The 20468-nt window shown below is 68.7% G+C and carries 16 protein-coding genes; 7 read left to right on the top strand and 9 right to left on the bottom strand.

Annotated features, from left to right (window positions below; translation table 11 throughout):
* Positions 1–73 precede the first annotated feature (73 nt).
* Positions 74–766 (top strand): SDR family NAD(P)-dependent oxidoreductase, encoded by a 693-nt coding sequence (locus AC3WL8_RS37130; RefSeq protein WP_013954012.1) that lies wholly within the window; start codon positions 74–76, stop codon positions 764–766.
* Here the strand turns inward: AC3WL8_RS37130 and AC3WL8_RS37125 are convergent.
* A complete protein-coding gene (locus AC3WL8_RS37125; protein ID WP_013954013.1) occupies positions 753–1709 on the bottom strand; it encodes a LysR family transcriptional regulator in 957 nt (318 codons plus the stop codon). The two genes, AC3WL8_RS37130 and AC3WL8_RS37125, sit on opposite strands and share 14 nt — an antisense overlap.
* 118 nt (positions 1710–1827) lie before the next feature.
* Between AC3WL8_RS37125 and AC3WL8_RS37120 the strand changes: the two genes are divergently transcribed.
* Positions 1828–2505: a type 1 glutamine amidotransferase domain-containing protein gene (locus AC3WL8_RS37120; protein ID WP_153956598.1), complete on the top strand. Its 678-nt coding sequence runs from the start codon at positions 1828–1830 to the stop codon at positions 2503–2505.
* Between the two features lie 129 nt (positions 2506–2634).
* Here the strand turns inward: AC3WL8_RS37120 and AC3WL8_RS37115 are convergent, their stop codons facing one another.
* The 6 genes from AC3WL8_RS37115 to AC3WL8_RS37090 all read right to left on the bottom strand — a co-directional run bounded on the left by AC3WL8_RS37115 (position 2635) and on the right by AC3WL8_RS37090 (position 9913).
* Complete coding sequence (locus tag AC3WL8_RS37115) at positions 2635–5067, bottom strand: penicillin acylase family protein (RefSeq protein ID WP_211979491.1); 2433 nt, start codon at positions 5065–5067, stop codon at positions 2635–2637.
* 125 nt (positions 5068–5192) lie between these two features.
* Entirely contained in the window at positions 5193–6776 is a 1584-nt protein-coding gene (locus AC3WL8_RS37110; RefSeq protein ID WP_211982228.1) for a sulfite reductase subunit alpha, read from the bottom strand.
* Between the two features lie 11 nt (positions 6777–6787).
* The gene (locus AC3WL8_RS37105) at positions 6788–7804 is read right to left on the bottom strand and encodes an FAD:protein FMN transferase (RefSeq protein WP_013954017.1); all 1017 of its coding nucleotides are present in this window, start codon (positions 7802–7804) and stop codon (positions 6788–6790) included.
* 5 nt (positions 7805–7809) lie between these two features.
* Positions 7810–8649, bottom strand: a complete 840-nt coding sequence (locus AC3WL8_RS37100) for a DUF4198 domain-containing protein (protein WP_013954018.1) — start codon at positions 8647–8649, stop codon at positions 7810–7812.
* Between the two features lie 18 nt (positions 8650–8667).
* Positions 8668–9192 (bottom strand): DUF2271 domain-containing protein, encoded by a 525-nt coding sequence (locus AC3WL8_RS37095; RefSeq protein WP_013954019.1) that lies wholly within the window; start codon positions 9190–9192, stop codon positions 8668–8670.
* A gap of 64 nt (positions 9193–9256) precedes the next feature.
* Positions 9257–9913 carry a PepSY-associated TM helix domain-containing protein gene (locus AC3WL8_RS37090; RefSeq protein WP_153956600.1) on the bottom strand — a complete coding sequence of 219 codons (657 nt, stop codon included), beginning with the start codon at positions 9911–9913 and terminating at the stop codon, positions 9257–9259.
* 463 nt (positions 9914–10376) lie between these two features.
* Here AC3WL8_RS37090 and AC3WL8_RS37085 point away from each other — a divergent pair, with 463 nt between their 5' ends.
* Positions 10377–11933, top strand: coding sequence for a methyl-accepting chemotaxis protein (locus AC3WL8_RS37085; protein WP_211979493.1), 1557 nt, complete (start codon positions 10377–10379; stop codon positions 11931–11933).
* Positions 11934–12055: 122 nt separating this feature from the next.
* Positions 12056–12307 carry a GlsB/YeaQ/YmgE family stress response membrane protein gene (locus AC3WL8_RS37080; protein ID WP_013954022.1) on the top strand — a complete coding sequence of 84 codons (252 nt, stop codon included), beginning with the start codon at positions 12056–12058 and terminating at the stop codon, positions 12305–12307.
* Here AC3WL8_RS37080 and AC3WL8_RS37075 read toward each other — a convergent pair.
* Both AC3WL8_RS37075 and AC3WL8_RS37070 read right to left on the bottom strand, forming a co-directional pair.
* Positions 12280–15531, bottom strand: a complete 3252-nt coding sequence (locus AC3WL8_RS37075; protein ID WP_013954023.1) for a transglycosylase domain-containing protein — start codon at positions 15529–15531, stop codon at positions 12280–12282. The genes AC3WL8_RS37080 and AC3WL8_RS37075 overlap by 28 nt on opposite strands.
* Positions 15532–15755: 224 nt before the next feature.
* Positions 15756–16790: an aldo/keto reductase gene (locus AC3WL8_RS37070; protein ID WP_211979494.1), complete on the bottom strand. Its 1035-nt coding sequence runs from the start codon at positions 16788–16790 to the stop codon at positions 15756–15758.
* A gap of 301 nt (positions 16791–17091) precedes the next feature.
* On the opposite strand from AC3WL8_RS37070, the gene AC3WL8_RS37065 reads away from it, so the two are divergent.
* The 3 genes from AC3WL8_RS37065 to AC3WL8_RS37055 all read left to right on the top strand — a co-directional run bounded on the left by AC3WL8_RS37065 (position 17092) and on the right by AC3WL8_RS37055 (position 20366).
* Positions 17092–18321, top strand: a complete 1230-nt coding sequence (locus AC3WL8_RS37065; protein ID WP_013954025.1) for an NAD(P)/FAD-dependent oxidoreductase — start codon at positions 17092–17094, stop codon at positions 18319–18321.
* Between the two features lie 70 nt (positions 18322–18391).
* Positions 18392–19123, top strand: coding sequence for a 3-oxoacyl-ACP reductase FabG (gene fabG / locus AC3WL8_RS37060; RefSeq protein WP_011617927.1), 732 nt, complete (start codon positions 18392–18394; stop codon positions 19121–19123).
* 25 nt (positions 19124–19148) lie between these two features.
* A complete protein-coding gene (locus AC3WL8_RS37055) occupies positions 19149–20366 on the top strand; it encodes a cation:proton antiporter (RefSeq protein WP_492379989.1) in 1218 nt (405 codons plus the stop codon).
* Positions 20367–20468 lie beyond the last annotated feature (102 nt).

Genomic DNA, 20468 nt, shown 5'->3' with positions numbered 1-20468 from the left:
CCACGATGGCAAAAGCCGGCCCCGGGCGATGCTGACCCCGACCATGCGCGCCACGACGGCGCAGGAGCACGCAATGAACTTCAACGACAAGAACGTATTGATCACCGGCGCACACGGCAACCTGGGCCGCGCCGTGGCGCAGGCCTTTGCGCAGGCAGGCGCGCGCGTGGTGCTGCTGGACCGGCATGTGGCGCCGCTGCCCGAAGCGGGCACGGGCCACCTGGCGCTGCAGGCGGACCTGCTTGATGCCGCCCAACTGAGCGAGGCCGTCGCGCAAGCGGTTCAGGCCGGCGGGCGCATCGACGTGGTGTGCAACCTGGCCGGCGGCTTCGCCATGGGCCCAAGCGTGCATGAAACCAGCGCCGACGCCTGGAACCACCTGTTCGACATGAACGTGGGCACGGTGCTGAACATGGCGCGCGCGGTGGTGCCACACATGCTGGCCGCCGGCGGCGGCGCCATCGTCAACGTGGGCGCCAACTCGGCGGCGCGCGGGCTGGCGCAGATGAGCGCCTATTGCGCCTCGAAGGACGCGCTGGCGCGCGTGACTGAATCGATGTCGGCAGAGCTGCGCGACCAGGGCATCCGCGTCAACGCGGTGCTGCCCAGCGTGCTGGATACGCCGGAGAACCGCCAGGCCATGCCGGATGCCGATGCCACGCGCTGGGTCAGCCTGGACGCGCTGGCCGATGTGATCCTGTTCCTGGCCTCGGATGCGGCTCGCGCCGTGCAAGGCGCGCTGCTGCCGGTGGTCAACCGCGCCTGACGCGGGGCTTGCGCGCGGCCGGCTCGGCCGCGCTGATGCCGCTAGCCACCTCCTGGATCTGCTGGCGCAGCCAGCGCCGCAGCCGGTCAGCATCGGTGCGCGCGTGCCAGATCTGCATCATGTCGACCTGGGGCAGTGCGAACGGCACCGGCAGCAGCACCAGTTCACGATCGCGCGCCACCGCCTCTTCCGCGACCGAGCGCAGGCAGGTCAGCAGCAGTTCCGTGCCGCGCACCAGCCGGCTCGGGGCAAGGAAGCTCGACAACCCCGCCACTACTGTGCGCTTGTGCCCCTGCCGGGCCAGCGCGCGGTCGACCACGCCGTTGAGGTCGCCGGTCAGCGTGGTCAGCAGGTGCTCGCACGCCAGGAAGGCGTCGAGATCGAGGCCGTCGGCGATGCGCGGATTGGCGCGCGAGGCCAGCACCACGAAGTCCTCGCTGCATAGCCGCTGCTGATGGAAGGTATCAGGCAGGTTCTCATAGAAGCCCGCGATCGCCAGGTCGCAGGTGCCCTTCTCCAGTTCCTCGCGCGGCAGCTCGCCGCGCGTGTTGTGCGTGACCAGCACCACGCCCGGCGCCTGGCTGCGCAGCCGCGGCAGCAGGGCGGGCAGCAGCAGCTGCTCCATGTAGTCGGTGGTGTAGATATGCAGGTGCTCGCTGCGCGCCAGGTAATCGTGGCCGGCACAGGCGTCATAGAACGCGTCGAGGTCCCCGACCAGCCGCTGCACCTGCGGCGCCAGCGCATGCGCGCGCGGCGTAGGCGTCAGGCCACGCGGCGCACGCACGAACAGCGGATCGCCCAGCTCGTCGCGCAGGCGGTTGAGCTTGTGGCTCAGCGCCGGCTGGCTCAGCGCCATACGCGCGGCCGCGCGCGAGGCATTGCCCTCCTGATACAGCACGTGGAACACGTACAGCAGGTTAAGGTCCTTGCTGCCGATATTCATTTTTTGGATAGCAGAGATCGAATAATAGAAGTTTTCGAATCATAGTCCGCTGCCTAGGATGTTGCCAGTGCCGCGGCATTTCAGCCCGGCTGCTTGTGAACCGACATGGAGCGGAACAATGAACATCCTGATGGTGCTGACCTCCCACGACCAGTTGGGCAATACCGGCCACAAGACCGGCTTCTGGCTGGAGGAATTCGCCGCGCCCTACTACGTCTTCAAGGACGCCGGCGCCGACATCACGCTGGCCTCGCCCAAGGGCGGCCAACCGCCGATCGACCCGAAAAGCGACGATCCCGGCGCCCAGACCGATGCCACCCGGCGCTTCCAAAGTGACCCGGCCGCCAAGGCTGCGCTGGCCAGCACGCTGACGCTGGACCAGGTGAAGGCGGAAGACTTCGACGCCATCTTCTATCCGGGCGGCCACGGCCCGCTGTGGGATCTGGCCGAAGACAAGCGCTCGGTCGCGCTGATCGAGCAGTTCGACCGCGCCGGCAAGCCGGTGGGAGCGGTATGCCACGCACCGGCGGTGTTCCGCCATACCAAGAGCGCGGACGGGGAACCGCTGGTCAAGGGCAAGGAGGTGACCGGCTTCACCAACAGTGAGGAAGAAGCCGTGCAGCTGACCAAGGTGGTGCCCTTCCTGGTGGAGGACATGCTCAAGGCCAACGGCGGGCGGTTCACGCGTGGCGAGGACTGGGCCAGCTATGTCGTGGTCGCAGGGCGACTGGTGACGGGGCAGAATCCGGCATCGTCTGATGCGGTGGCGGAGGCGTTGTTGAAGATGTTGAAGTAAGAGAAAGCGGCAAGCGCCGCGTCCGCTGCCGCCTCTCGGTTCCCGCCGGCTTGCACCCCTCGCCCGCTTGCGGGAGAGGGGTGCGCTGCCAGGCTTCATGGCTACTTCAGACGCATGAGTTCCCCACCCTCACTGCGGCACCAACTCCAACCGTTCCCGGCTAGCCTTCTCCACCGCCTTGCGCGTATACACCAGCGGGAAATACTCCCCCTTCGCCCACAACGGCGCCAGGTCCCGGTAATGCGGGCTGGCCGGATTCCCTGACTGCCCCGGCGTGTTGACCACGCGCGAGGCATCCCAGTTGCCCACGTCCAGCACCATGCGGAACGACGCGCCGGCGGTCAGGCGGAAGTCCGTGTTGCGGTAGCTGGTGTTCATCGGCGTGAAGGCCGAGCCGCCGATCGGGCCGGCGTTGACGTTGAACTGCTGGCGTTCCGCGTCGCTCAGGATCGGGTCCATCGGATGCGTGAACACGGCGGTGTGGAGCTTGCCCCATTGCCATGCGCGCGGATCGGGGCCGAGCTTGGCTTCGAGTTCGGCCATGGCGGCTTTCAGCGATTCCAGCATCACCGCATTGCGCCGCTCCACCGGCATCCGCGGCCCGGGCTGCTCCCGCACCGCCAGCACGCGCGCGGCATCGCCCGCGCCCACCAGCCGCGCGGCTTCTGGCGGCAGCGCGGCGCGCACCACGGCCTGGCGCAGGTGCTTGCTAAACCAGACCTCGAACAGTGCCGCGGCGGCGCTGTCCGCGCGCTCGTTGCCGTCCCAGTTGCGCAGCAGGTCCAGGCCGCGGGCCAGTTGCGGGTCATCGCTGCTCACATCCTGCAGCATCGCGACCGCGCGCTGCGCCGGCAGCGACACGGTGTCGTTCTGCCACGCCATCGAGTCCTGCACCGAGCTGCGCGCATTGGCTCCCACCAGAGCCTTGAGCCGGCGCGCGCGCGAGCTGTCGCTCCATTCGTAGCCCACGCCAAGTTTCGCGGCGGGGTGCTCGGGCGGGATGTTGTTCTCGTTGGCGGTGACGATATAGCCTGGCGCGGGATTGAAGGCCCACGGCAGCTCGTCCATGTTGCGGTAGCCGGCCCACTCGTAGCGGCCATCGCCCGCCACCGGCGTGAGGCCGTCCCAGTTGGGCCGCTTGACGGTCAGCCCTCCCGGGATCCAGCCGATGTTGCCGCTGGTGTCGGCATAGACCTGGTTTTCGCCGGGCGCGCCCCAGCGGTTCATGGCGGCGCGGAATTGGTCCCAGTTGCGCGCGCGCATATAGTCCATCGAGCCGAAGTACGGCGCCATGCCGTAGTCGAGCCACGCGGCGCGCAGCGCCCAGGCCTGTGCGCGGCCGGCATCGGCGACCAGCACCGGGCCGTGGCGCGTGAAGTCGATGGTGACTTTGCGCGGGGTGGACTCGCCCTTGACCACGATCTCTTCGGTGATGGTCTCCATCGGTTCCCAGCGGCCCTTGTACTTGTACTCATGCGGGTTGGCCGGATTGAGCTCGTAGCCGTACAGGTCCTCCTGGTCCATGTAGAAGCGCGTCAGGCCGAAGGCGATGGTGCCGTTGTGCCCGATCGAGATGCCGGGCAGGAACGGCTCGCCCGCGCCGATCACCGACATTCCCGGCGCGTTCAGGTGGCTGATATAGCGCAGGCTGGGCGCGCCGTGCGAGCGGTGCGGGTCGTTGGCCAGGATCGGGCGGCCGGTGGTGGTGCGCTTGCCGCCGATGACCCAGTTGTTCGACCCGAGGCTGCGGCCGGTGTCGCTGTTGGGGTCCACCAGTGCGTAGAGCTGGTCGAGCGGGATGCTGGCGGCCTGCGCATTGCCCCACGCCTCTTTCGGGAAGCGCGCTGCGGCGGTGGCCAGTTCGTAGGCGCGGCGCAGTTCGGCGGCGGGAACCGTGCAGGGGTCGATGCCGGGACTGAGCCTGGGCTCGATCTGCGGGTCGAGTTCGCGGCGCAGCCAGTCGGCACGCGGGGCGTCCTGTTTGGCCTGGCAATAGAGCTGGGCGCGTTCGACTTCGCCGGTGAAGTTGAGCGTCAGGCCGTGGTGGCGGATGCGCACGATGTCTTCGGCCTGCCAGCGCGCAGGCTTGTAGTTGAGCTTGCGGAATTCGGGCGGCAGCAGCTCGGGCCTCTGCTCGGTCAGCGCCACATAGGCGTTCACCCCGGCCACGAAGGCCTCGGCCACGCGCTTGGCGTCGGAGCCATACGCCAGCCATTCGCGGTACATGTCGCCGCGGAACAGCACCGCGCGCGCCATGCGGTCGCCGTCGGCATAGGCCGGGCCGAAATCCCTGGCCATCTCGCCAAGTCCGCGCTTGCGCCACAGGTCGATCTGCCACAGGCGGTCGCGCGCGGCCATGAAGCCCTGGACGAAGAAGGCGTCGTAGAGCGTGCCGGCATAGATATGCGGCACGCCCCAGCGGTCGACCAGCACGCTGGCGGGCTTCTCCAGGCCGGGCACGGCAAGCAGGTTGTTGCGGGCGGGGACTTCGGCCATGGCGGCCGGGATGGTAGTGGCGAGCAGGGCCAGCGCAGCGATCAGGCGGCGGGGGGTGCGTAACATCAGGTCTCCTCGGTGTTGTGATTGGCTGCAGATGTCTTGCAGTTCACACGGAAGATAGTGCATCCCCGCCCAGCGCGCGAGCCATACGGCCGATCTCCGCACGGCGCGTGTCGCTGCGGGTTCGCTCAGTAGACGTCGCGCCGGTAGCGGCCGTCGTCGGCAAGCCGGCGCAGCGCGTCTTCGCCGAGGATCCCCGCCAGTGCGTCATGGACGCCGCCGGCCATGCCCTGCAGGCTGCCGCAGACGTAGACGGCCGCGCCGTCCGCCACCCATTGGCGTACCGTCTCGCCCTGTGCGCGCAGGGCGTCCTGCACGTAGCGCGGCGCGCCGCCGTCGCGCGACCAGGCATGGTCCACGCGCCGCAGCGTGCCGTCGGCCTGCCATGCGGCCAGTTCCCCGGCAAAGAACGCGTCATGCTGCGCCGAGCGCTCGCCGAACAGCAGCCAGTTGCGGCGCTGCCCGGCCGCGGCGCGGGCCTTGAGCTGGGCGCGCAGGCCGGCCAGCCCGGTGCCATTGCCGACCACGATCAGGGGCCGGTCATCGGCCGGCGGGTGGAAGCTGCGGTTGGTACGGATGCGCAGCGCGATGCGGGCGCCCACGGCCGCGTGCTCGGTCAGCCAGCCGGAGGCCAGGCCGAGGCGGCCGTCGCCGTAGCGGGTCTGCCGCACCAGCAGTTCGAGGTGCCCGTCCTGCGGCAGCGAGGCGATCGAATACTCGCGGTGCGGCAGCGGCGGCAGCGTGTCCACCAGTTGCTGCGGCGGCAGGCCCTGCATCACCGCGAAGTGCGGTTCGGGCAATGGCATGCGCGTGGCCACGGCCTCGACCAGGGTGGTGTCGCGGCCATCGCAGCGCACGGGCGTGGCGCCGTCCAGGCCAAGCCGCGCCAGCAGCCGTTCAACCTCGGCCGGCGCGTGGCACGGGCCGATCTCGGCGATGTCGCCGGCTTGCCAGTCCATTGCCGCATCGCCCTGCGGCGCCAGCGACAGGTGGAACGCCGGCGCGCCCTGGCTGCCGGGGTTCAGATGGTGGCGTTGCACGAGCCGCCAGCTGTCATAGCGCGGGCGTTCCCAGTCGGCAATCTCGGCGCCGCCGCTCAGGGCCGACAGGTGGTTCTGCCAGTGGCGCAGGGCGCCGGCGTCGCCGTTGTCGACTTCGACTAGGTCAAACAGCGGCTGCGCACGGTGGCGCTGCAGCCAGCCGTCGAGCGCGTGGCCGAAGGCGCAGAAGCGCGCGTAGCTGCTGTCGCCGAGCGCGAGGATGCCGTAGCGCAAGGACTGCAGGCCATCCGCGCCAGCCAGCAAGCGGCGCGCAAAGCCGGACGCGCTGTCGGGGGCGTCGCCCTCGCCGGTGGTGCTGACCAGGAACAGCGCCTGGCGGCATGTCTGCAGGCGCCGCGCATCGACATCGGCCAGCGACAGCAGTTGCACCGGCACGCCCGCGCCCTGCAGCGCGGTGGCGGTCTGCAGCGCCAGCTGTTCGGCAAACCCGGTCTGCGAGGCATAGGCAACCAGCGTCGCACCCGCTTCCGTGCCACCCAGTGTCGCCACGCGCGCGCGCCGCTGGCGATGGTGTGCAAGCGCCGCGCTGCAGAAGCCCGCATAGGCTGCCACCACGCCGGCCGCCATGGCCATGCGCGACGGCCCCAGCACGGACAGCGCGACGCCGCCGGCAACGGCAAGCCAGCTTGCGCCAGCGACGGCGGACGGCATGGCCTTCGCGCTCATGCCAGCATCGCGGCAAAGGCCGGCGACAGATGTTCGTCGAAGCCGTCCGGCGTGCGCACCAGGAAACGCGCAGCAATGCCGTGGCGGCGCGCGTGCGCCATGCCGGCCTCCGGGCCCAGCACGGTCAGCGCGGTGGACAGCGCATCGGCCAGCATGCACTGCCCATGGATGACCGTGACCGAGGCCAGCGCGTGGCTGGCCGGATAGCCGGTGCGCGGATCGATGGTATGGGCGTAGCGGCGACCGTCACTGTCGAAATAGCGGCGATAGTCGCCGGAGGTGGCGACGGACAGGCCGTGCAGCGCCACCCGCGTCTGCCCCGCGGCATCGCTGTCCAGGCCGGGTGGTGATTCCAGCGCGACCCACCACGGCATGACGTCGGGCTTGACGCCATGGCCGCGCAGTTCGCCGCCGATCTCAGTCAGGTGGTGGTCCAGGCCCTGTTCACACAGGTAGCGCGCTACCGCGTCGACGGCAAAGCCCTTGGCGATGGCGCAGAAGTCCAGCGACAGGCCGCCTGGCTGCCGGGCGCGCCGGCCCGCCGCATCGACTTCGATGCGGGCCCAGCCGCAGCGGCTGCGCGTGGCCTGCACCGCGTCTGGCGACGGTGGCGCGCTGCGCGCCGGGGCGGGGCCGAAGCCCCACAGGTCCACCAGCGGGCCGGCGCTCGGATCATAGGCGCCGCCGCTGTCGCGCGCCACCTGCAGCGCGCATTGCAGCACCGCGAAGCAATCATCCGGCAGCGCGTGCCAGTTGCCCGGCGCCGCGCGGTTGAAGCGACTCAGGTCGGAATCCGCTTCCCAGTTGCTCATCTGCGTGATCACGCCATCGAGCACGGCCTGGATGCCGGCGGCGATGCCGTGAGCATCCGCCGCGGGCGGCAGCAGCGCCGCCACCGACCAGGTCGTGCCCATGGTCACGCCGCCCCAGCGCTGCAGCCGCGTGTCGGCGGCGGGCGGCTGCGGCGGCGCGGTCAGCGCAACGGGGACCAGGACGCGGTTCAAACCCGGCATCCGGCTTATTGCGGCAGCACTTCCACCGTCACCGCATAGACGGCGCGGCGCGACCTGGCCTGCTTGAAGGTGGTCTTGTCGTCCTTCACCTCCGCTTCCATCCAGTACATGCCAGCGGCCGGCCACTTGACGCTGAACTTGCCGTCGGCGTCGGTGGTGGCGCTGAACTCCTGCAGCTGGTCGCGGTAACGGATGCCGCCCGGCACCACCGAGACCTTCAGGTTGCTGGCGGGCTTGCCGTCGAGCAGCAGGCGGAAGCTGGCGGTGTCGCCCGCGACCAGGTCGTTCGGGTGCGTGATCGGCGCCAGTTCCAGGCCGCGGCCGACGGTGCGCAGACCCTTGTCGCTGGGCTTGCCGGCGGTGACGAAGGATTCGATGCGGCCTTCGGCCTGGGTGACCTGCAGGTCCTGCGCATTGGCCGGGACTTCCCTGGCGAAGTTCTCGGCGGTGCCACGCCAGCGCTTGGCCTGGCCGTCGACCTTGTAGCTGGCGAACAGGCCGTTGTTGACCACCGCCACGCGGTACGTGCCGGGCTGAGTCAGGTGCAGGTCGAAGGTGCTGCGGTACTTGCCGGTGGCCGCGTTCTCGGCCTTGACGGCGCTGCCGTCGGGCGCGGTCACCTGCAGGTTGTCGAGCCGCATCGGCACGTGCTCGAAGTAGAACAGGTCGTTGGAGACTGCGGCATCCACGGTCACCCACGGATCGCTGCCGGACAGCACCGTGGCCGACGGCAGCAGCCACTGGCGGTGCGCGTGCGCGGCCAGCGGGGCCAGGGCAGCCAGGGCGAGCACGGCCACGCGGGTGGCCATGCGGGAAGACGCGGCGGAAATAAGGGAAGGTTTCATCGTCTGGCTCCGGAAGGATTACGGCTTCAGTTCGACGGTCACTCCGCCGAGTTCGTGTTCGCCCTTGGCGCGGGCGGTCTGTGCGGCTTGCGGCGGCCACGTGAACGGCACGCGCAGCAGCTCGCGCCCGCCCACTTCACGCGCGGCTTCCACCACCAGCTGGTAGTTGCCCGCGGGCAGCTTGCCCAGCGGCGCCTTGCCGTCGCTGAAGCTCACGCTGTGCTCGCCCGGCGCGCGCGTGGCGCCGGAGACGCCGTCGGCCGGCATGTGCAGGTCGCGGCCGGCCTTGCGCCACCACTGGCGCATGTCCTTGAGCCACTTGGTGCCTTCGCCGTCCTTGAGCTTGCCGTCGTACCAGACCGCCAGGGTCTGCACCGGGCTCTGGTCGGCGCGCTCGACCCACATCGCCACGTAGGGGCGGTGGTACTCGGCCACGGTCAGGCGCGGGATGTCGACCTTGACGCTGAGATCCGCGGCCAGCGCGGGGCCGGCCAGGGGAACCGCGGCCATGCCGGTCAGGGTGACGGAGAGCAGTCGGCGCATATCGGAGAAACCTCGTCAGTGAGATGCAGGAAGGAAAACGGTTGGAACGGTTGGAACGGTTGATTCAATGGATAAGCAGGATCGCCAGCAGCACCGGCACCACCAGTCCCAGCCCCACCAGCGGCCAGGTCCCCACGCGCCCGGCCGCATGCAGCTTGAGCAGGAACAGGCCGGTTACGCTGAAGACCAGGCACGCCAGCGCGAACACATCCAGGAACAGGCTCCACGCAGCGCCGGTGTTGCGGCCCTTGTGCAGGTCGTTCAGGTAAGAGATGGCGCCGCGCGTGGTTTTCTCGTACTGGGCTTCGCCGCTGTCGAGTTCCAGGCTGACCCAGGCGTCGCCGCCCGGGCGCGGCAGCGCCACGTAGATCTCGTCGGCGGACCATTCGGCCTCGCGCCCGCTGGCGTCGATGTCCAGCGCCTGCGCCAGCCAGTCGGCCAGCACCGCCGGCACCGGCGCCTTCTTTTCACGCGCCTGGGCATCGCCCGCCGGCGCTTCGGCTCGCACCTGGTCGAGCACGCGCGTGGGCATGGTGGCGTGGCGGGTCTCGACCGCGGGCCTGGCCTCGATCTGTGCGGCGTGGTTGAGCGTGAAGCCGGTGACGGCAAACAGCAGCATCCCGATCAGGCAGATCGCGGAACTGATCCAGTGCCACTGGTGGAGATGCTTGAGCCAGAAGGCACGGCGCTGCTGGCCGGAGGCCGGCTGGGTTTCGGTCATTGCGGTTGGTCGGCGGGCGCAGCCCAGTCGCGGCCCGGTCTTGCCCTGTGTACGGATAGCTGGAGCGCCCCTTGTGCGCATCACATAGCGCTCAGGTGTGCCATTGTCTGCACAATGACTGTGCGGAAGAGAGAAGGATAATCGTTCGCATTTGAAATCGCAAACGATCCGGGGAGGGCGTTGGGTTACAGCGCATTACAACGTAAAGCAGCGGGACGGGATCACTTGTCGTCGGCGATCTGAATCGCTGGAAGAGATGTACAAAGTACAAGCATGTCGGCACGATGCAACCAATTAACCATATCACCCCGAAGGGGTGAATTTACCCCAATCAAGTTAGCTGCCTCCCCCGCCGTTAAGGCGATGACCCGCACGCATGCGACAGGCGCCACCGATGCATGGCGCCGCCGGCGTGCCGCCGATGAGAAACGCGCCGAGCGCGGAAAATGGAGGAGTGGAAGCAATGCTGCACAACCTGAGCCTGAAGAAGAAGCTGTTATTGCCGCTGGTGCTGAGCTGGGTCTGCCTGCTCGGCATCACGCTGTGGAACGCCTGGCAGATCCGCACGTTACGCATGGAAGAGCGGCGCCTGGACCTGGCCCACGTCACCGACACCGCGTTCTCGGTGGTGGCCGAGTACGAGGCCCTGGCCAAGGCCGGCAAGCTGACGCAGGACGAGGCCAGGAATCAGGCCATCGAGCGCGTGCGCGCGATGCGCTTCGGCAGCGATGGCTATTTCACGCTGATGCGCTCGGACACCGTGGTGCTGATGCACCCGTTCAAGCCGGAGATGAACGGCAAGGCCATGGAAGGCACCAAGGACCCCAACGGCGTCTACCTCTTCCGCGAAATCGCCGAGATCGGCAAAGGGCCTGGCAAGGGCTTTATCGAATACCTGTGGCCCAAGCCCGGCGCCGAGGCGCCGCAGCCCAAGCTGAGCTACGTGGCCAACTTCCGCCCGTGGGACTGGAACTTCATCGCGGGCCTGTACCTGGACGACATCGAGGCGGCGTTCCGCGCCGAGCTGATGAAGGCGTTTGGCATCCTGCTGGGAGTTGGCTTGCTGATGTCGCTGGTGATGGTGCGCGTGGCGGCCAGCCTGCAGCGCCAGTTGGGCGGCGAGCCCGCCATCACGGCGCACATCGCCGGCCGCATTGCCGAAGGCGACCTCGGCAGCCAGGTCGAGGTGCGCCCCGGCGACGAGCACAGCGTCCTCTATGCGATGCAGCGCATGCAGGCGCGCCTGACCGGCGCGATCGGCAGCATCCGCGGCTCGGCCGATTCGATCGCTGGCGCGGCCAAGCAGATCGCCGCGGGCAACGCCGACCTGTCGCGCCGCAGCGAAGAACAGGCCACGTCGCTGCAGGAAACCGCCGCCAGCATGGAGCAGCTCACCAGCACCGTGCGCCAGAGCGCCGAGAACGCGCGCCAGGCCAGCCACCTGGCCGAAGGCGCGTCGGACATTGCGGTGCGCGGCGGCACCATCGTCAGCCAGGTGGTGGACACCATGGGCGAGATCAAGAACGCCTCGGGCAAGGTGGTTGACATCATCGGCGTGATCGAGGGCATTGCCTTCCAGACCAACATCCTCGCGCTCAATGCGGCCGTGGAAGCGGCGCGTGCCGGCGACCAGGGCCGCGGCTTCGCGGTGGTGGCCGGCGAGGTGCGCACGCTGGCGCAGCGCAGCGCCACCGCCGCCAAGGAGATCAAGGCGCTGATCGGCAACTCAGCGCAGCGCGTCGACGACGGCGCGGTGCTCGTGGAAAGCGCGGGCAAGGCGATGGACGAGATCGTCGGCGCGGTCAAGCGCGTGACCGACCTGATGGCCGAGATGCGCGCGGCCACCGAGGAGCAGACCGGCGGCATCGAGCAGGTCAACCAGGCGGTGTCGCAGATGGACCAGATGGCGCAGCAGAACGCCGCGCTGGTGGAAGAAGCCGCGGCCGCCGCGGCCTCGCTGGAAGACCAGGCGGATGCGCTGCATCACGCGGTCGGCCAGTTCCGGCTGGCGCAGGCCTGACAGCAGCGCCGCCGCTTGTCACTTGAGCGTCATACGCACCCGAGTGCTGCGTGTATCATGAAGCGCAGCCGGCCGCCCCATGCGGCCGGCATGGACTCAGACCACTGCCGGGAGAGCGCATCATGATGGCATTCATTGGCACCGTGTTCGTTGGCCTTATCGTCGGCCTGATCGCCAGGGCGGTCAAACCCGGCGACGACAAGATGGGCTGGATCATGACCATCGTCCTGGGCGTGCTGGGCTCACTGGCTGCCGGCTACGTCGGCCGCGCCCTGGGCTGGTACCAGCCGGGCCAGCCGGCCGGCTGGATCGCGTCAGTGATTGGCGCGATCGTGCTGCTGGTGATCTACGGCATGGTCCGGCGCAAGGGCTGACTGGCGCGGCGCACGCCAGCGGCGTCCTGCGCATCGGCCAGCGCCGGCGTGTCCGGTGCGCGCACCGGGCTGGCAGGATTGGCCGGCGCGGGCGACACCCTGGGCACAACCTGTGCCTGGGCCAGCGGCGCGCCGGGCACCGCCTCGGTCAGTGTCGGCGTGCGCGGGGCGCGCAGCCCTGGGGACGTATCGCGGCAACGCAGCAGTGCGCGGTCGCCGCCTGGCGCCATCGCCGAGATCTGCGGCGCGATGGCGCGCAGCACCCTGACCGCCAGCGCGCTTGTATAGCTGTAGCGCGCCGCGTAGGGTTCCCTGGCATTGACCACCACGGTGCCGAAGAAGCGGTCGCCGAGCGTAAACACGAAGGTCGCCGAGCGGTTGACCGAGCGCGATGAAATCAGCCGCCCGCCCGGCCCGTAGACCTGGAACCGCTGATCGCCGGTGCCGGTCTTGCCCGCCACCGTCAGCGTGGTGCCATCGCGGCCCGGCATGGTGAAGGCACCCCGGATCGACCTGGCGGTGCCGCCTTCCACCACATCGATCATCGAGCGCCGCACCACCGCGGTCACTTCTTCCGGCAGCAGGCGCTTGCCCGGCGCCGGCTGCAGCACGTAGCGCGTGGCATAGGGCGTGCCATCGGCAAAGGCGAGGCTGTACACCGCGGCGTTCTGCGTGGCCATCCCGCCTGACATCAGGATGCCCGCCAGTTCCGCCAGCGCGGCGGGGCGGTCGCCCGAGGCGCCGATGGCGCTGGCATAGGACGGCGTCAGCGAATCGAACGGATAGCCCAGCCGCTGCCAGCGCCGGGCAATGTGCGCGAAGGCGTCCTGCTCCAGCAGCGTGCGGATGCGGTTGTCCTGGCCCGCCTTGCTGTGCGTCTTGAACAGCCACTTGTACACTTCCTGGCGCTCGGCGGTGCTGGCGCGCAGGATCTCCGACAGCGTGGCGTTGGGGTGCTGGTCCAGGTACTCCACCATCCACAGCTCCAGCGGGTGCACCCGCGACAGGTAGCCACGGTCGTTCAGGTTGAACTTGTCCTTGCCGTACTTGCGGTACAGCGCCGGCAGGTCTTCCTTGGCCAGCTGCTTGTCGCCCAGGCGCGCGCGCATGATGCGCACATAGCTTTCCTCATCCAGGGTCGGCCGCGCACTCAGCAACGTCACCGACATGCGCACCGCATTCAGGTGCGGTATGGTCATACGCACGCGGCCCAGCAGCGTGTCCAGGCGCTGCGCCGAATCCTTGCCGCGGTAGCGCTGGTAGAAACCGGTCATGTAGGCGCTGCCTTCCTGGTCGGCGAAGCGTTCCAGGTACTCGCGCCGGCCGGGCGCGTTGCGGTCCTCGAACAGGTCGCCCATGTCAGGCTTGGCATGGAACATCTCATAGCGCACGATGTCGCGCATCATGCGGATGAACACCAGGTTGACCGAGTGCTGGAAGCCCATGCGCACGGTCATGATGCGCTCACCCTCCCAGCGCTCGAAATTGGTGAAGCTCTGCAGGCCGCCGCCGGTGTAGAAGCCTTCGCCGGCACTGCCGGAGTACTTGCGCTCCATCGCCGCCTCCAGCATCGGCATCAGCTCGCGCTCGTCCGGCTTGCGCGCCTTCATCAGGTAGTCCACCGCCCAGCGGCTAAGCGCATCCTGGCGCGCCAGACGCACGGCGGCCAGCTGGTCGCGACTCATGCCGGCGTAGCGCGCGTTCAGTTCGCTGATGATCTCCAGGTAGGTCACCAGCGTGCGCAGCTTGGCCGTGGAGCCCAGGTTCAGGCGCGCGCCGCTGTTGATATCGAAGGGCTGGTCGATATTGTCGGCCTGCACGCGCACCACGCTGGCGTTGCCCACGCGCTCGTACAACGTGAAGCTGGTCATCAGCTTCGACGGGTCGTCGTTGTCGCGCAGCAGGTTGTGGCCGTACAGGCCCATGGCACGCGCATCAGCCTTGTTGTTCACGCGCTGCAGCGTCTCGGTGATGATGCGCTGCGCTTCGCGGTTGATGGTGCTGTCCACGGTCAGGTCGAGCCGGTCCATGTCGTAGCGGCCCTCCACCCCGGTCAGCCGGGTGATATCCGAGCGCACGCGGTTGACGGCCTTGCGCGTGACAAACGGCTCCTGCGGCGGGCGCTGCGGCGGCGTGGCCTTGTCCAGCGGCTGCGCCAGCGCCGCGTCGCGCAGCTCGGGCGTGATGATGTTGTTGGCCGCCAGCAGGCGCAGGTAGCTGCCAGTCAGCGCATCCAGGTTGGTATCGTCGCGGCGCAGGTGGTAGGACGGGCGGCGCTGCGAGATGATCAGCGACAGCGCGCGCTTGAAGGCCTGCGCCTGGCGCGGTTCAGGGGCGCGCACGTCCATGTCCTTGAGCAGCCGGTTGACCTCGCCGAAATCCTCGCCGTACCAGACCCACAGCGCATCGCCGATGCCGTTGATCTCGCCAAAGCCCTCGCGCGCCGACAGCGGCACGGTGTTCAGGTAGTCCACCACGATGCGCTCGCGTGCACGCTGGGTGTCGGGCCCGTCCAGGTAGGCGCGCAGCGACGCCGACGCCATCTGGCGGAATTTCTCCTGGATCGACGCGGTGCGGCCTTCGGGCGAGTGCCGGTATTTCTCGATCTGCGTGGCCAGCGTGCTGCCGCCGGGCGCGTCATGCGACTTGTCGGCCAGCCGGATCACCTGGTCAAGCACCGCGCGCGACAGCCGGCGCCAGTCCAGCGCCGGGTTCATATTGGGGTATTCCGGATTCAGCAGGCCCTGATTCTCGACATACAGCAAGGCGCTTATCAGCAGCGGCGGCACCGCGCCGAAGTCCGGGTACTGGCGCTGCGGATAACGCTCGAACGCCAGCGTCAGCCCGTTGCAGTCGCGCAGCAGCAGGCCCGCCTGGTTCTTCTCGCGGTAGGGCGTGAACAGGCCTTCGTCGATCAGCCGCACCATGTCGGGCGACATGCGCGCCTGCTCGGCGGGCACGTAGCCGCGCTGCTCCAGCCGCTGCGCGAACAGCGGCATGCGGCCGTAGCCCATGCGGGCGTCGTAGGGGCCGGAATGCGGGAAACGGATGCTGTCGCTGGCACCCGGCTGGATCTCGAATGTCAGCCGCTGCCCCAGGCTGCCAATCAGCCGCGCCTGCAAGTGCGAGTTGCGCACTTCGCTTGCGACAAAGCTGTACACGACATAGGCGCCCCCACCAAGGGCGACCGCCAAGCCAGCGAAGATCCAGCCACGACGCGACACGTTTGGGCTTCCCTGTTGGGCCGATGCAGCGCGCAACGGCTGTCATGCACCGGCTCGAAGCGCAATGTTCTCGCGGCGCGCGCACGCCGCGCGCCGCCTGTCTTGATATTAGTAGGAGTAAAGGCAGCCTGCAGCAAGCGCGCGCACGCGCATCGTGCCGTTGCATACAGGCATCACTCCAGGCAGCGCCTGCGCCACATTGCGCCCCCTGCCCGAAACGGTCATCAGGCTGCCTGCGCGCGTGCCACGGGTCGTCCCCCGAACGGGTAGCCCGGGTCGTTGTAGCCGTGCGTCGAGGCATGGCCCGGCGACACCAGCGCGTCGACCATCGATTCTTCCGCGGGCGTGATGACCGCACCGGGCGCGCCCAGATAGTCCTCGAACTGCGCCAGCGTGCGCGGACCGGCAATGACCGACGAGATGATCGGGTTGGCCAGCACCCACGCCGTGGCGAATTGGCCCGGCGTCAGCCCGCGCCCTTCGGCATGAGCCTTGAGCTGCTGTGCAATCACCAGCGATTCTTCGCGGAACTCGGTTTCCATCATGCGGCGGTCGGCACGGCCGGCGCGCGTCCCCTCGCCCGGTGCCTGCCCGGGCGCGTACTTGCCGGTCAGCACGCCGCGCGCCACCGGGCTGTAGGGCACCACGCCCAGCCCGTAGTGCTCGCATGCCGGCAGGATCTCCACCTCCGGCATCCGGTTCAGCAGGTTGTAGTAGGGCTGGCACGCCACCGGGCGCGGCACGCCCAGCTCGCCGCACAGGCGTGCGATTTCCGCGATGCGCCAGCCGCGGAAGTTCGACACCGCCCAGTAGCGGATCTTGCCGCTGCGCACCAGGTCGCCCATTGCCCGCACCGCCTCTTCCAGGTTCGTGCCGGGATAGTCGCGGTGCAGGTAGAGAATGTCGATGTAGTCCGTCGCCAGCCGGTGCAGGCTGTCCTCCACCGCGCGCAGGATCCAGACCCGCGAATAGTGCCCGTGGTTGGGCGCCGCCTGCATCGCGTTGCCCAGCTTGGTGGCAAGCACCCAGTCGTGGCGGTTGGCAGTCAGCAGGCGCCCGACCATCTGCTCCGACGCGCCCTTGGTGTATACGTCGGCGGTGTCGATGAAGTTCACGCCGTGGTCGCGCGCGCTGGCGACGATGCGGGCGGCTTCGGCCTCATCGGTCTGGTCGCCGAACATCATGGTGCCCAGGCAAAGTGCCGAAACACGCAGGTTGCTGGCGCCGAGGCGGCTGTAGGGCATGGTTGTGGCAGGCATGGTGGCTCCTTCGGATGGGGTGGGATGGCGTCGGGGTGGTAGAAGCAAAGGGCACAGGCGGAAATGGCAGGCTGTGACCACAGTTCCACATTTTGCCGCGAGTTGGCGTAGCTTGCTGGCCCCCTGTAGCTTTCTGTGCGGCCCATCGATAATCCAGCCCGGGAGAATTGGTTTCAATATGTTGCAGGCCGGCCAACGGGAGCCAATTTGCAGTCATATTCTTGCGTTTGCCGCGTGAGGATGACGCTTTTCCCGACCCTCGCCGCCTTCCCCATGCAATAGAAGAGAAGAATCGAACCTTATGAAAACGGAAACCACGGATGTCGTCATCATCGGCGCAGGGCCCGCGGGCTCGGTCGCGGCCGGCTTGCTGCGCAAGCATGGGATTCCGGTGCTGGTGATCGAGAAGGAGACGTTCCCGCGCTTTTCCATCGGCGAAAGCCTGCTGCCGCAGAGCATGGCCTACATCGAAGAGGCAGGCATGCTGCGCGCGGTGGTGGAAGCGGGCTTCCAGTACAAGAACGGCGCCGCCTTCTCGCGCGGCGACCAGCAGACCGCCTTCGACTTCCGCGAGAAATTCTCGCCCGGCTGGGGCACCACCTACCAGGTGCAGCGCGCACGCTTTGACGACGTGCTGATCCGCGAAGCGGCGCGCCAGGGTGCCGAGGTGCGCTTCTCGCACCTGGTCGAGGACGTCGACGTCAGCGGCACGCAGCCGGAGGTGACCGTGCGTGCGCCGGACGGCAGCCGGTACCTGGTGCGCGCAAAGTTCCTGCTTGATGCCTCCGGCTTTGGCCGCATCCTGCCGCGCCTGCTGCAGCTGGAATCGCCGTCGGGCTTCCCGGTGCGCAGCGCGCTCTTCACCCACGTGGAAGACCGCATCGCGCCGGGCGCCTTCGACCGCAACAAGATCCTGATCAGCGTGCATCCCCAACACCCGGACGTCTGGTACTGGACCATCCCGTTCTCGGACGGCCGCTGCTCGCAGGGCGTGGTTGCCGAGAAAGCATTCCTGGACCGCTACACCGGAACCGAGACCGAACGGCTGCGGGCGCTGGTGGCCGAGGAGCCCGGCCTGGCGAAGCTGCTCGGCAACGCGCAGTGGGACACCCCGGCGCGCCAGATCGCCGGCTACTCGGCCAATGTGAAGTCGTTGTGGGGCAACGGCTATGCGCTGCTCGGCAATGCCGGGGAGTTCCTGGACCCGGTGTTCTCGTCCGGCGTGACCATCGCCTTCAAGTCGGCCAGCCTGGCGGCGCAATGCCTGGTGCGCCAGCTTGCCGGCGACACCGTGGACTGGGACAAGGACTTCGCCCAGCCGCTCAAGGCCGGCGTGGACTGCTTCCGCGTGTTTGTCGAAGCCTGGTACGAAGGCCGCTTCCAGCAGCTGATCTTCCATCCCAATGCCAACTCCGAGATCCGCGACATGATCTCGTCGATCCTGGCCGGCTACGCGTGGGACCGCAGCAACCCCTTCGTGGCCGAGCCGCGCCGCCGGCTGGCGGTGCTGGAAGAATTCTGCCGCGTATGATGCGCCGCATCCGCATGCGTTCCGCATTCGCGCCCGCGCCCGCAGAGGACTTTTTTCAAGGACACCAGGTATGACCAATCCGACCGTGCTCGTTACGGGCTCGTCGCGCGGCATCGGTCGCGCCATCGCCCTGCGGCTGGCCCGCGACGGCTACGACGTGGTGGTGCATTGCCGCTCGCGCCGCGACGAAGCCGACTCCGTCGCCGACGCGGTGCGCGCCTGCGGCCGCAAAGCCCGCGTGTTGTGCTTCGACGTGGCACGGCGCGAGGAAGCCGCCGCCGCGCTGCTGGCCGATATCGCCGCGCATGACTGCTACTACGGCGTGGTATGCAACGCCGGCCTGGCGCGCGACGCGGCCTTCCCGGCCATGAGCGGCGCCGAATGGGACGAGGTGGTGCATACCAACCTCGACGCCTTCTACAACGTGCTCAACCCGGTGGTGATGCCGATGGTGCAGCGGCGCCAGCCCGGGCGCATCGTCACGCTGTCGTCGGTCTCGGGCCTGGTGGGCAACCGCGGCCAGACCAACTACAGCGCGGCCAAGGCCGGCATCATCGGCGCCACCAAGGCGCTGGCGATCGAACTTGCCAAACGCGCCATCACGGTCAACTGCGTGGCGCCCGGCCTGATCGACACCGACATGGTCGAGCAGCACGTGCGCGACGAGGCGCTGCGCATGATCCCGGCGCGGCGGCTCGGCACGCCCGACGAAGTGGCCGCGACCGTGGCCTTCCTGATGTCGCCCGACGCCGGCTATATCACGCGCCAGGTGATCTCGGTCAACGGCGGGATGTTCGGATGAAGCGCGTCGTCGCCAGCGTGGTCCGATGAACGGCGTCAGCATCTTCTTCCTGCAGGCGATGCTGGTGGTCGCGCTGCCCTATCTGCTGTGGCGTGGTGCCGGCCTGCGCTCGGTGTTTCCGCTGGTCGGCGTGCAGGTGCTGGCCGGCATCGTGCTGGGGCCATCGGTGTTCGGGCAGCTGGCGCCGCAGGGCTGGACCGCGCTGTTCGGGCCCGACCGCCTGCCGATGCTGTCCGGCCTGCAGTGGCTGGCGGTGACGCTGTTCTGCTTCCTGACCGGCCTGCACCTGCGCGAAGACAGCGTGCCCGCGCACTGGCGCGCGACCCTGCAGATCTCGCTGGGCAGCATTGCCGCGCCGTTCGCGCTGGGGGCCGCTGCCGGCTGGTATATGACCACGGCCGGCTGGCCGGTCGCCGGGGAACTGGCCAGCCCCTACTGGTTTGCCTGCGCCATGGGCATCTGCACCGCCGTCACGGCGCTGCCGGTGCTGGGTGCGCTGCTGCGCGAAATGCACCTGACCGGCACCCGCCTGGGCCAGCTGGCCTTGCGCTGCGCGGCCGTCAACGATGCCTGGGTGTGGCTGTTCCTGACCCTGGTGCTGCTGCAGCATGGCGGCCAGGACGGCGCCAGCGCCCTCACCGTGGCGGCACGCGCCGGTGCCTACCTGGCGTTCATGTTCCTGGCGGTGCGCCCCGCCCTGGCATGGCTGCTGCGCCGCCGCGCGCCGGAGACCGAGCTGCTGCTAGCGACGGCGCTGTTCCTGGTGCTGGCCTCGGCATTCCTAGGCGAACTGGCCGGGCTGCACCATGTGATGGGCGGCTTCGTCGCCGGGCTGGTATGGCCCGCACGCGAAGCGCAGCGTGTGCGCCAGCAGCTTGAACCGGTCACGGTGGTGGTGCTGCTGCCCTTCTTCTTCCTGGCCGCCGGGCTGCGCACCGAGATCTCGCTGAACAACCCGATGACGCTGTGGATCGCGGCGCTGTCGCTGGCCATCGCGATCGCCGGCAAGATGGCCGGCGTGGCGCTGCCCGCGCGCCGCGCCGGCATGGGCTGGCGCGAATCGCTGGCACTGGGCACGCTGCTGCAGACCAAGGGCCTGGTCGAGGTGGTGGTGCTAACCGTGCTGCTGGACGCGCGCATCATCAGCACTGCGGCGTTTTCCGGGCTGTTGCTGATGGCGCTGGCCAGCACGCTGCTGGCGCGGCCGTTGACGATGCTGGTGGCGCGGGGCCGGTTGCATTAAGCGCTATCCGGCCGCTCACACCGGGTTGACATCCTCCTCGTCCTCAGCCTTCGGCTGCCGCCTTACGGCGGAAAGGACGAGGATTCCTACGGCGCTACGTGA

The organism is Cupriavidus sp. FW305-F7 (genome assembly GCF_058782875.1).
The sequence above is the reverse complement of the archived record's forward strand: the minus strand, read 5'-3'. Positions and strand labels throughout refer to the sequence as shown.

Bases quoted from the DNA above. Each gene is read 5' to 3' on its own strand.
- AC3WL8_RS37115 (WP_211979491.1), bottom strand. From the start codon at position 5,067: ATGTTACGCACCCCCCGCCGCCTGATCGCTGCGCTGGCCCTGCTCGCC.
- AC3WL8_RS37085 (WP_211979493.1), top strand. From the start codon at position 10,377: ATGCTGCACAACCTGAGCCTGAAGAAGAAGCTGTTATTGCCGCTGGTG.
- AC3WL8_RS37105 (WP_013954017.1), bottom strand. From the start codon at position 7,804: ATGCCGGGTTTGAACCGCGTCCTGGTCCCCGTTGCGCTGACCGCGCCG.
- AC3WL8_RS37120 (WP_153956598.1), top strand. From the start codon at position 1,828: ATGAACATCCTGATGGTGCTGACCTCCCACGACCAGTTGGGCAATACC.
- fabG (WP_011617927.1), top strand. From the start codon at position 18,392: ATGACCAATCCGACCGTGCTCGTTACGGGCTCGTCGCGCGGCATCGGT.
- AC3WL8_RS37130 (WP_013954012.1), top strand. From the start codon at position 74: ATGAACTTCAACGACAAGAACGTATTGATCACCGGCGCACACGGCAAC.
- AC3WL8_RS37110 (WP_211982228.1), bottom strand. From the start codon at position 6,776: ATGCCGTCCGCCGTCGCTGGCGCAAGCTGGCTTGCCGTTGCCGGCGGC.
- AC3WL8_RS37125 (WP_013954013.1), bottom strand. From the start codon at position 1,709: ATGAATATCGGCAGCAAGGACCTTAACCTGCTGTACGTGTTCCACGTG.
- AC3WL8_RS37055 (WP_492379989.1), top strand. From the start codon at position 19,149: ATGAACGGCGTCAGCATCTTCTTCCTGCAGGCGATGCTGGTGGTCGCG.
- AC3WL8_RS37095 (WP_013954019.1), bottom strand. From the start codon at position 9,192: ATGCGCCGACTGCTCTCCGTCACCCTGACCGGCATGGCCGCGGTTCCC.
- AC3WL8_RS37080 (WP_013954022.1), top strand. From the start codon at position 12,056: ATGATGGCATTCATTGGCACCGTGTTCGTTGGCCTTATCGTCGGCCTG.
- AC3WL8_RS37070 (WP_211979494.1), bottom strand. From the start codon at position 16,790: ATGCCTGCCACAACCATGCCCTACAGCCGCCTCGGCGCCAGCAACCTG.
- AC3WL8_RS37065 (WP_013954025.1), top strand. From the start codon at position 17,092: ATGAAAACGGAAACCACGGATGTCGTCATCATCGGCGCAGGGCCCGCG.
- AC3WL8_RS37090 (WP_153956600.1), bottom strand. From the start codon at position 9,913: ATGACCGAAACCCAGCCGGCCTCCGGCCAGCAGCGCCGTGCCTTCTGG.
- AC3WL8_RS37100 (WP_013954018.1), bottom strand. From the start codon at position 8,649: ATGAAACCTTCCCTTATTTCCGCCGCGTCTTCCCGCATGGCCACCCGC.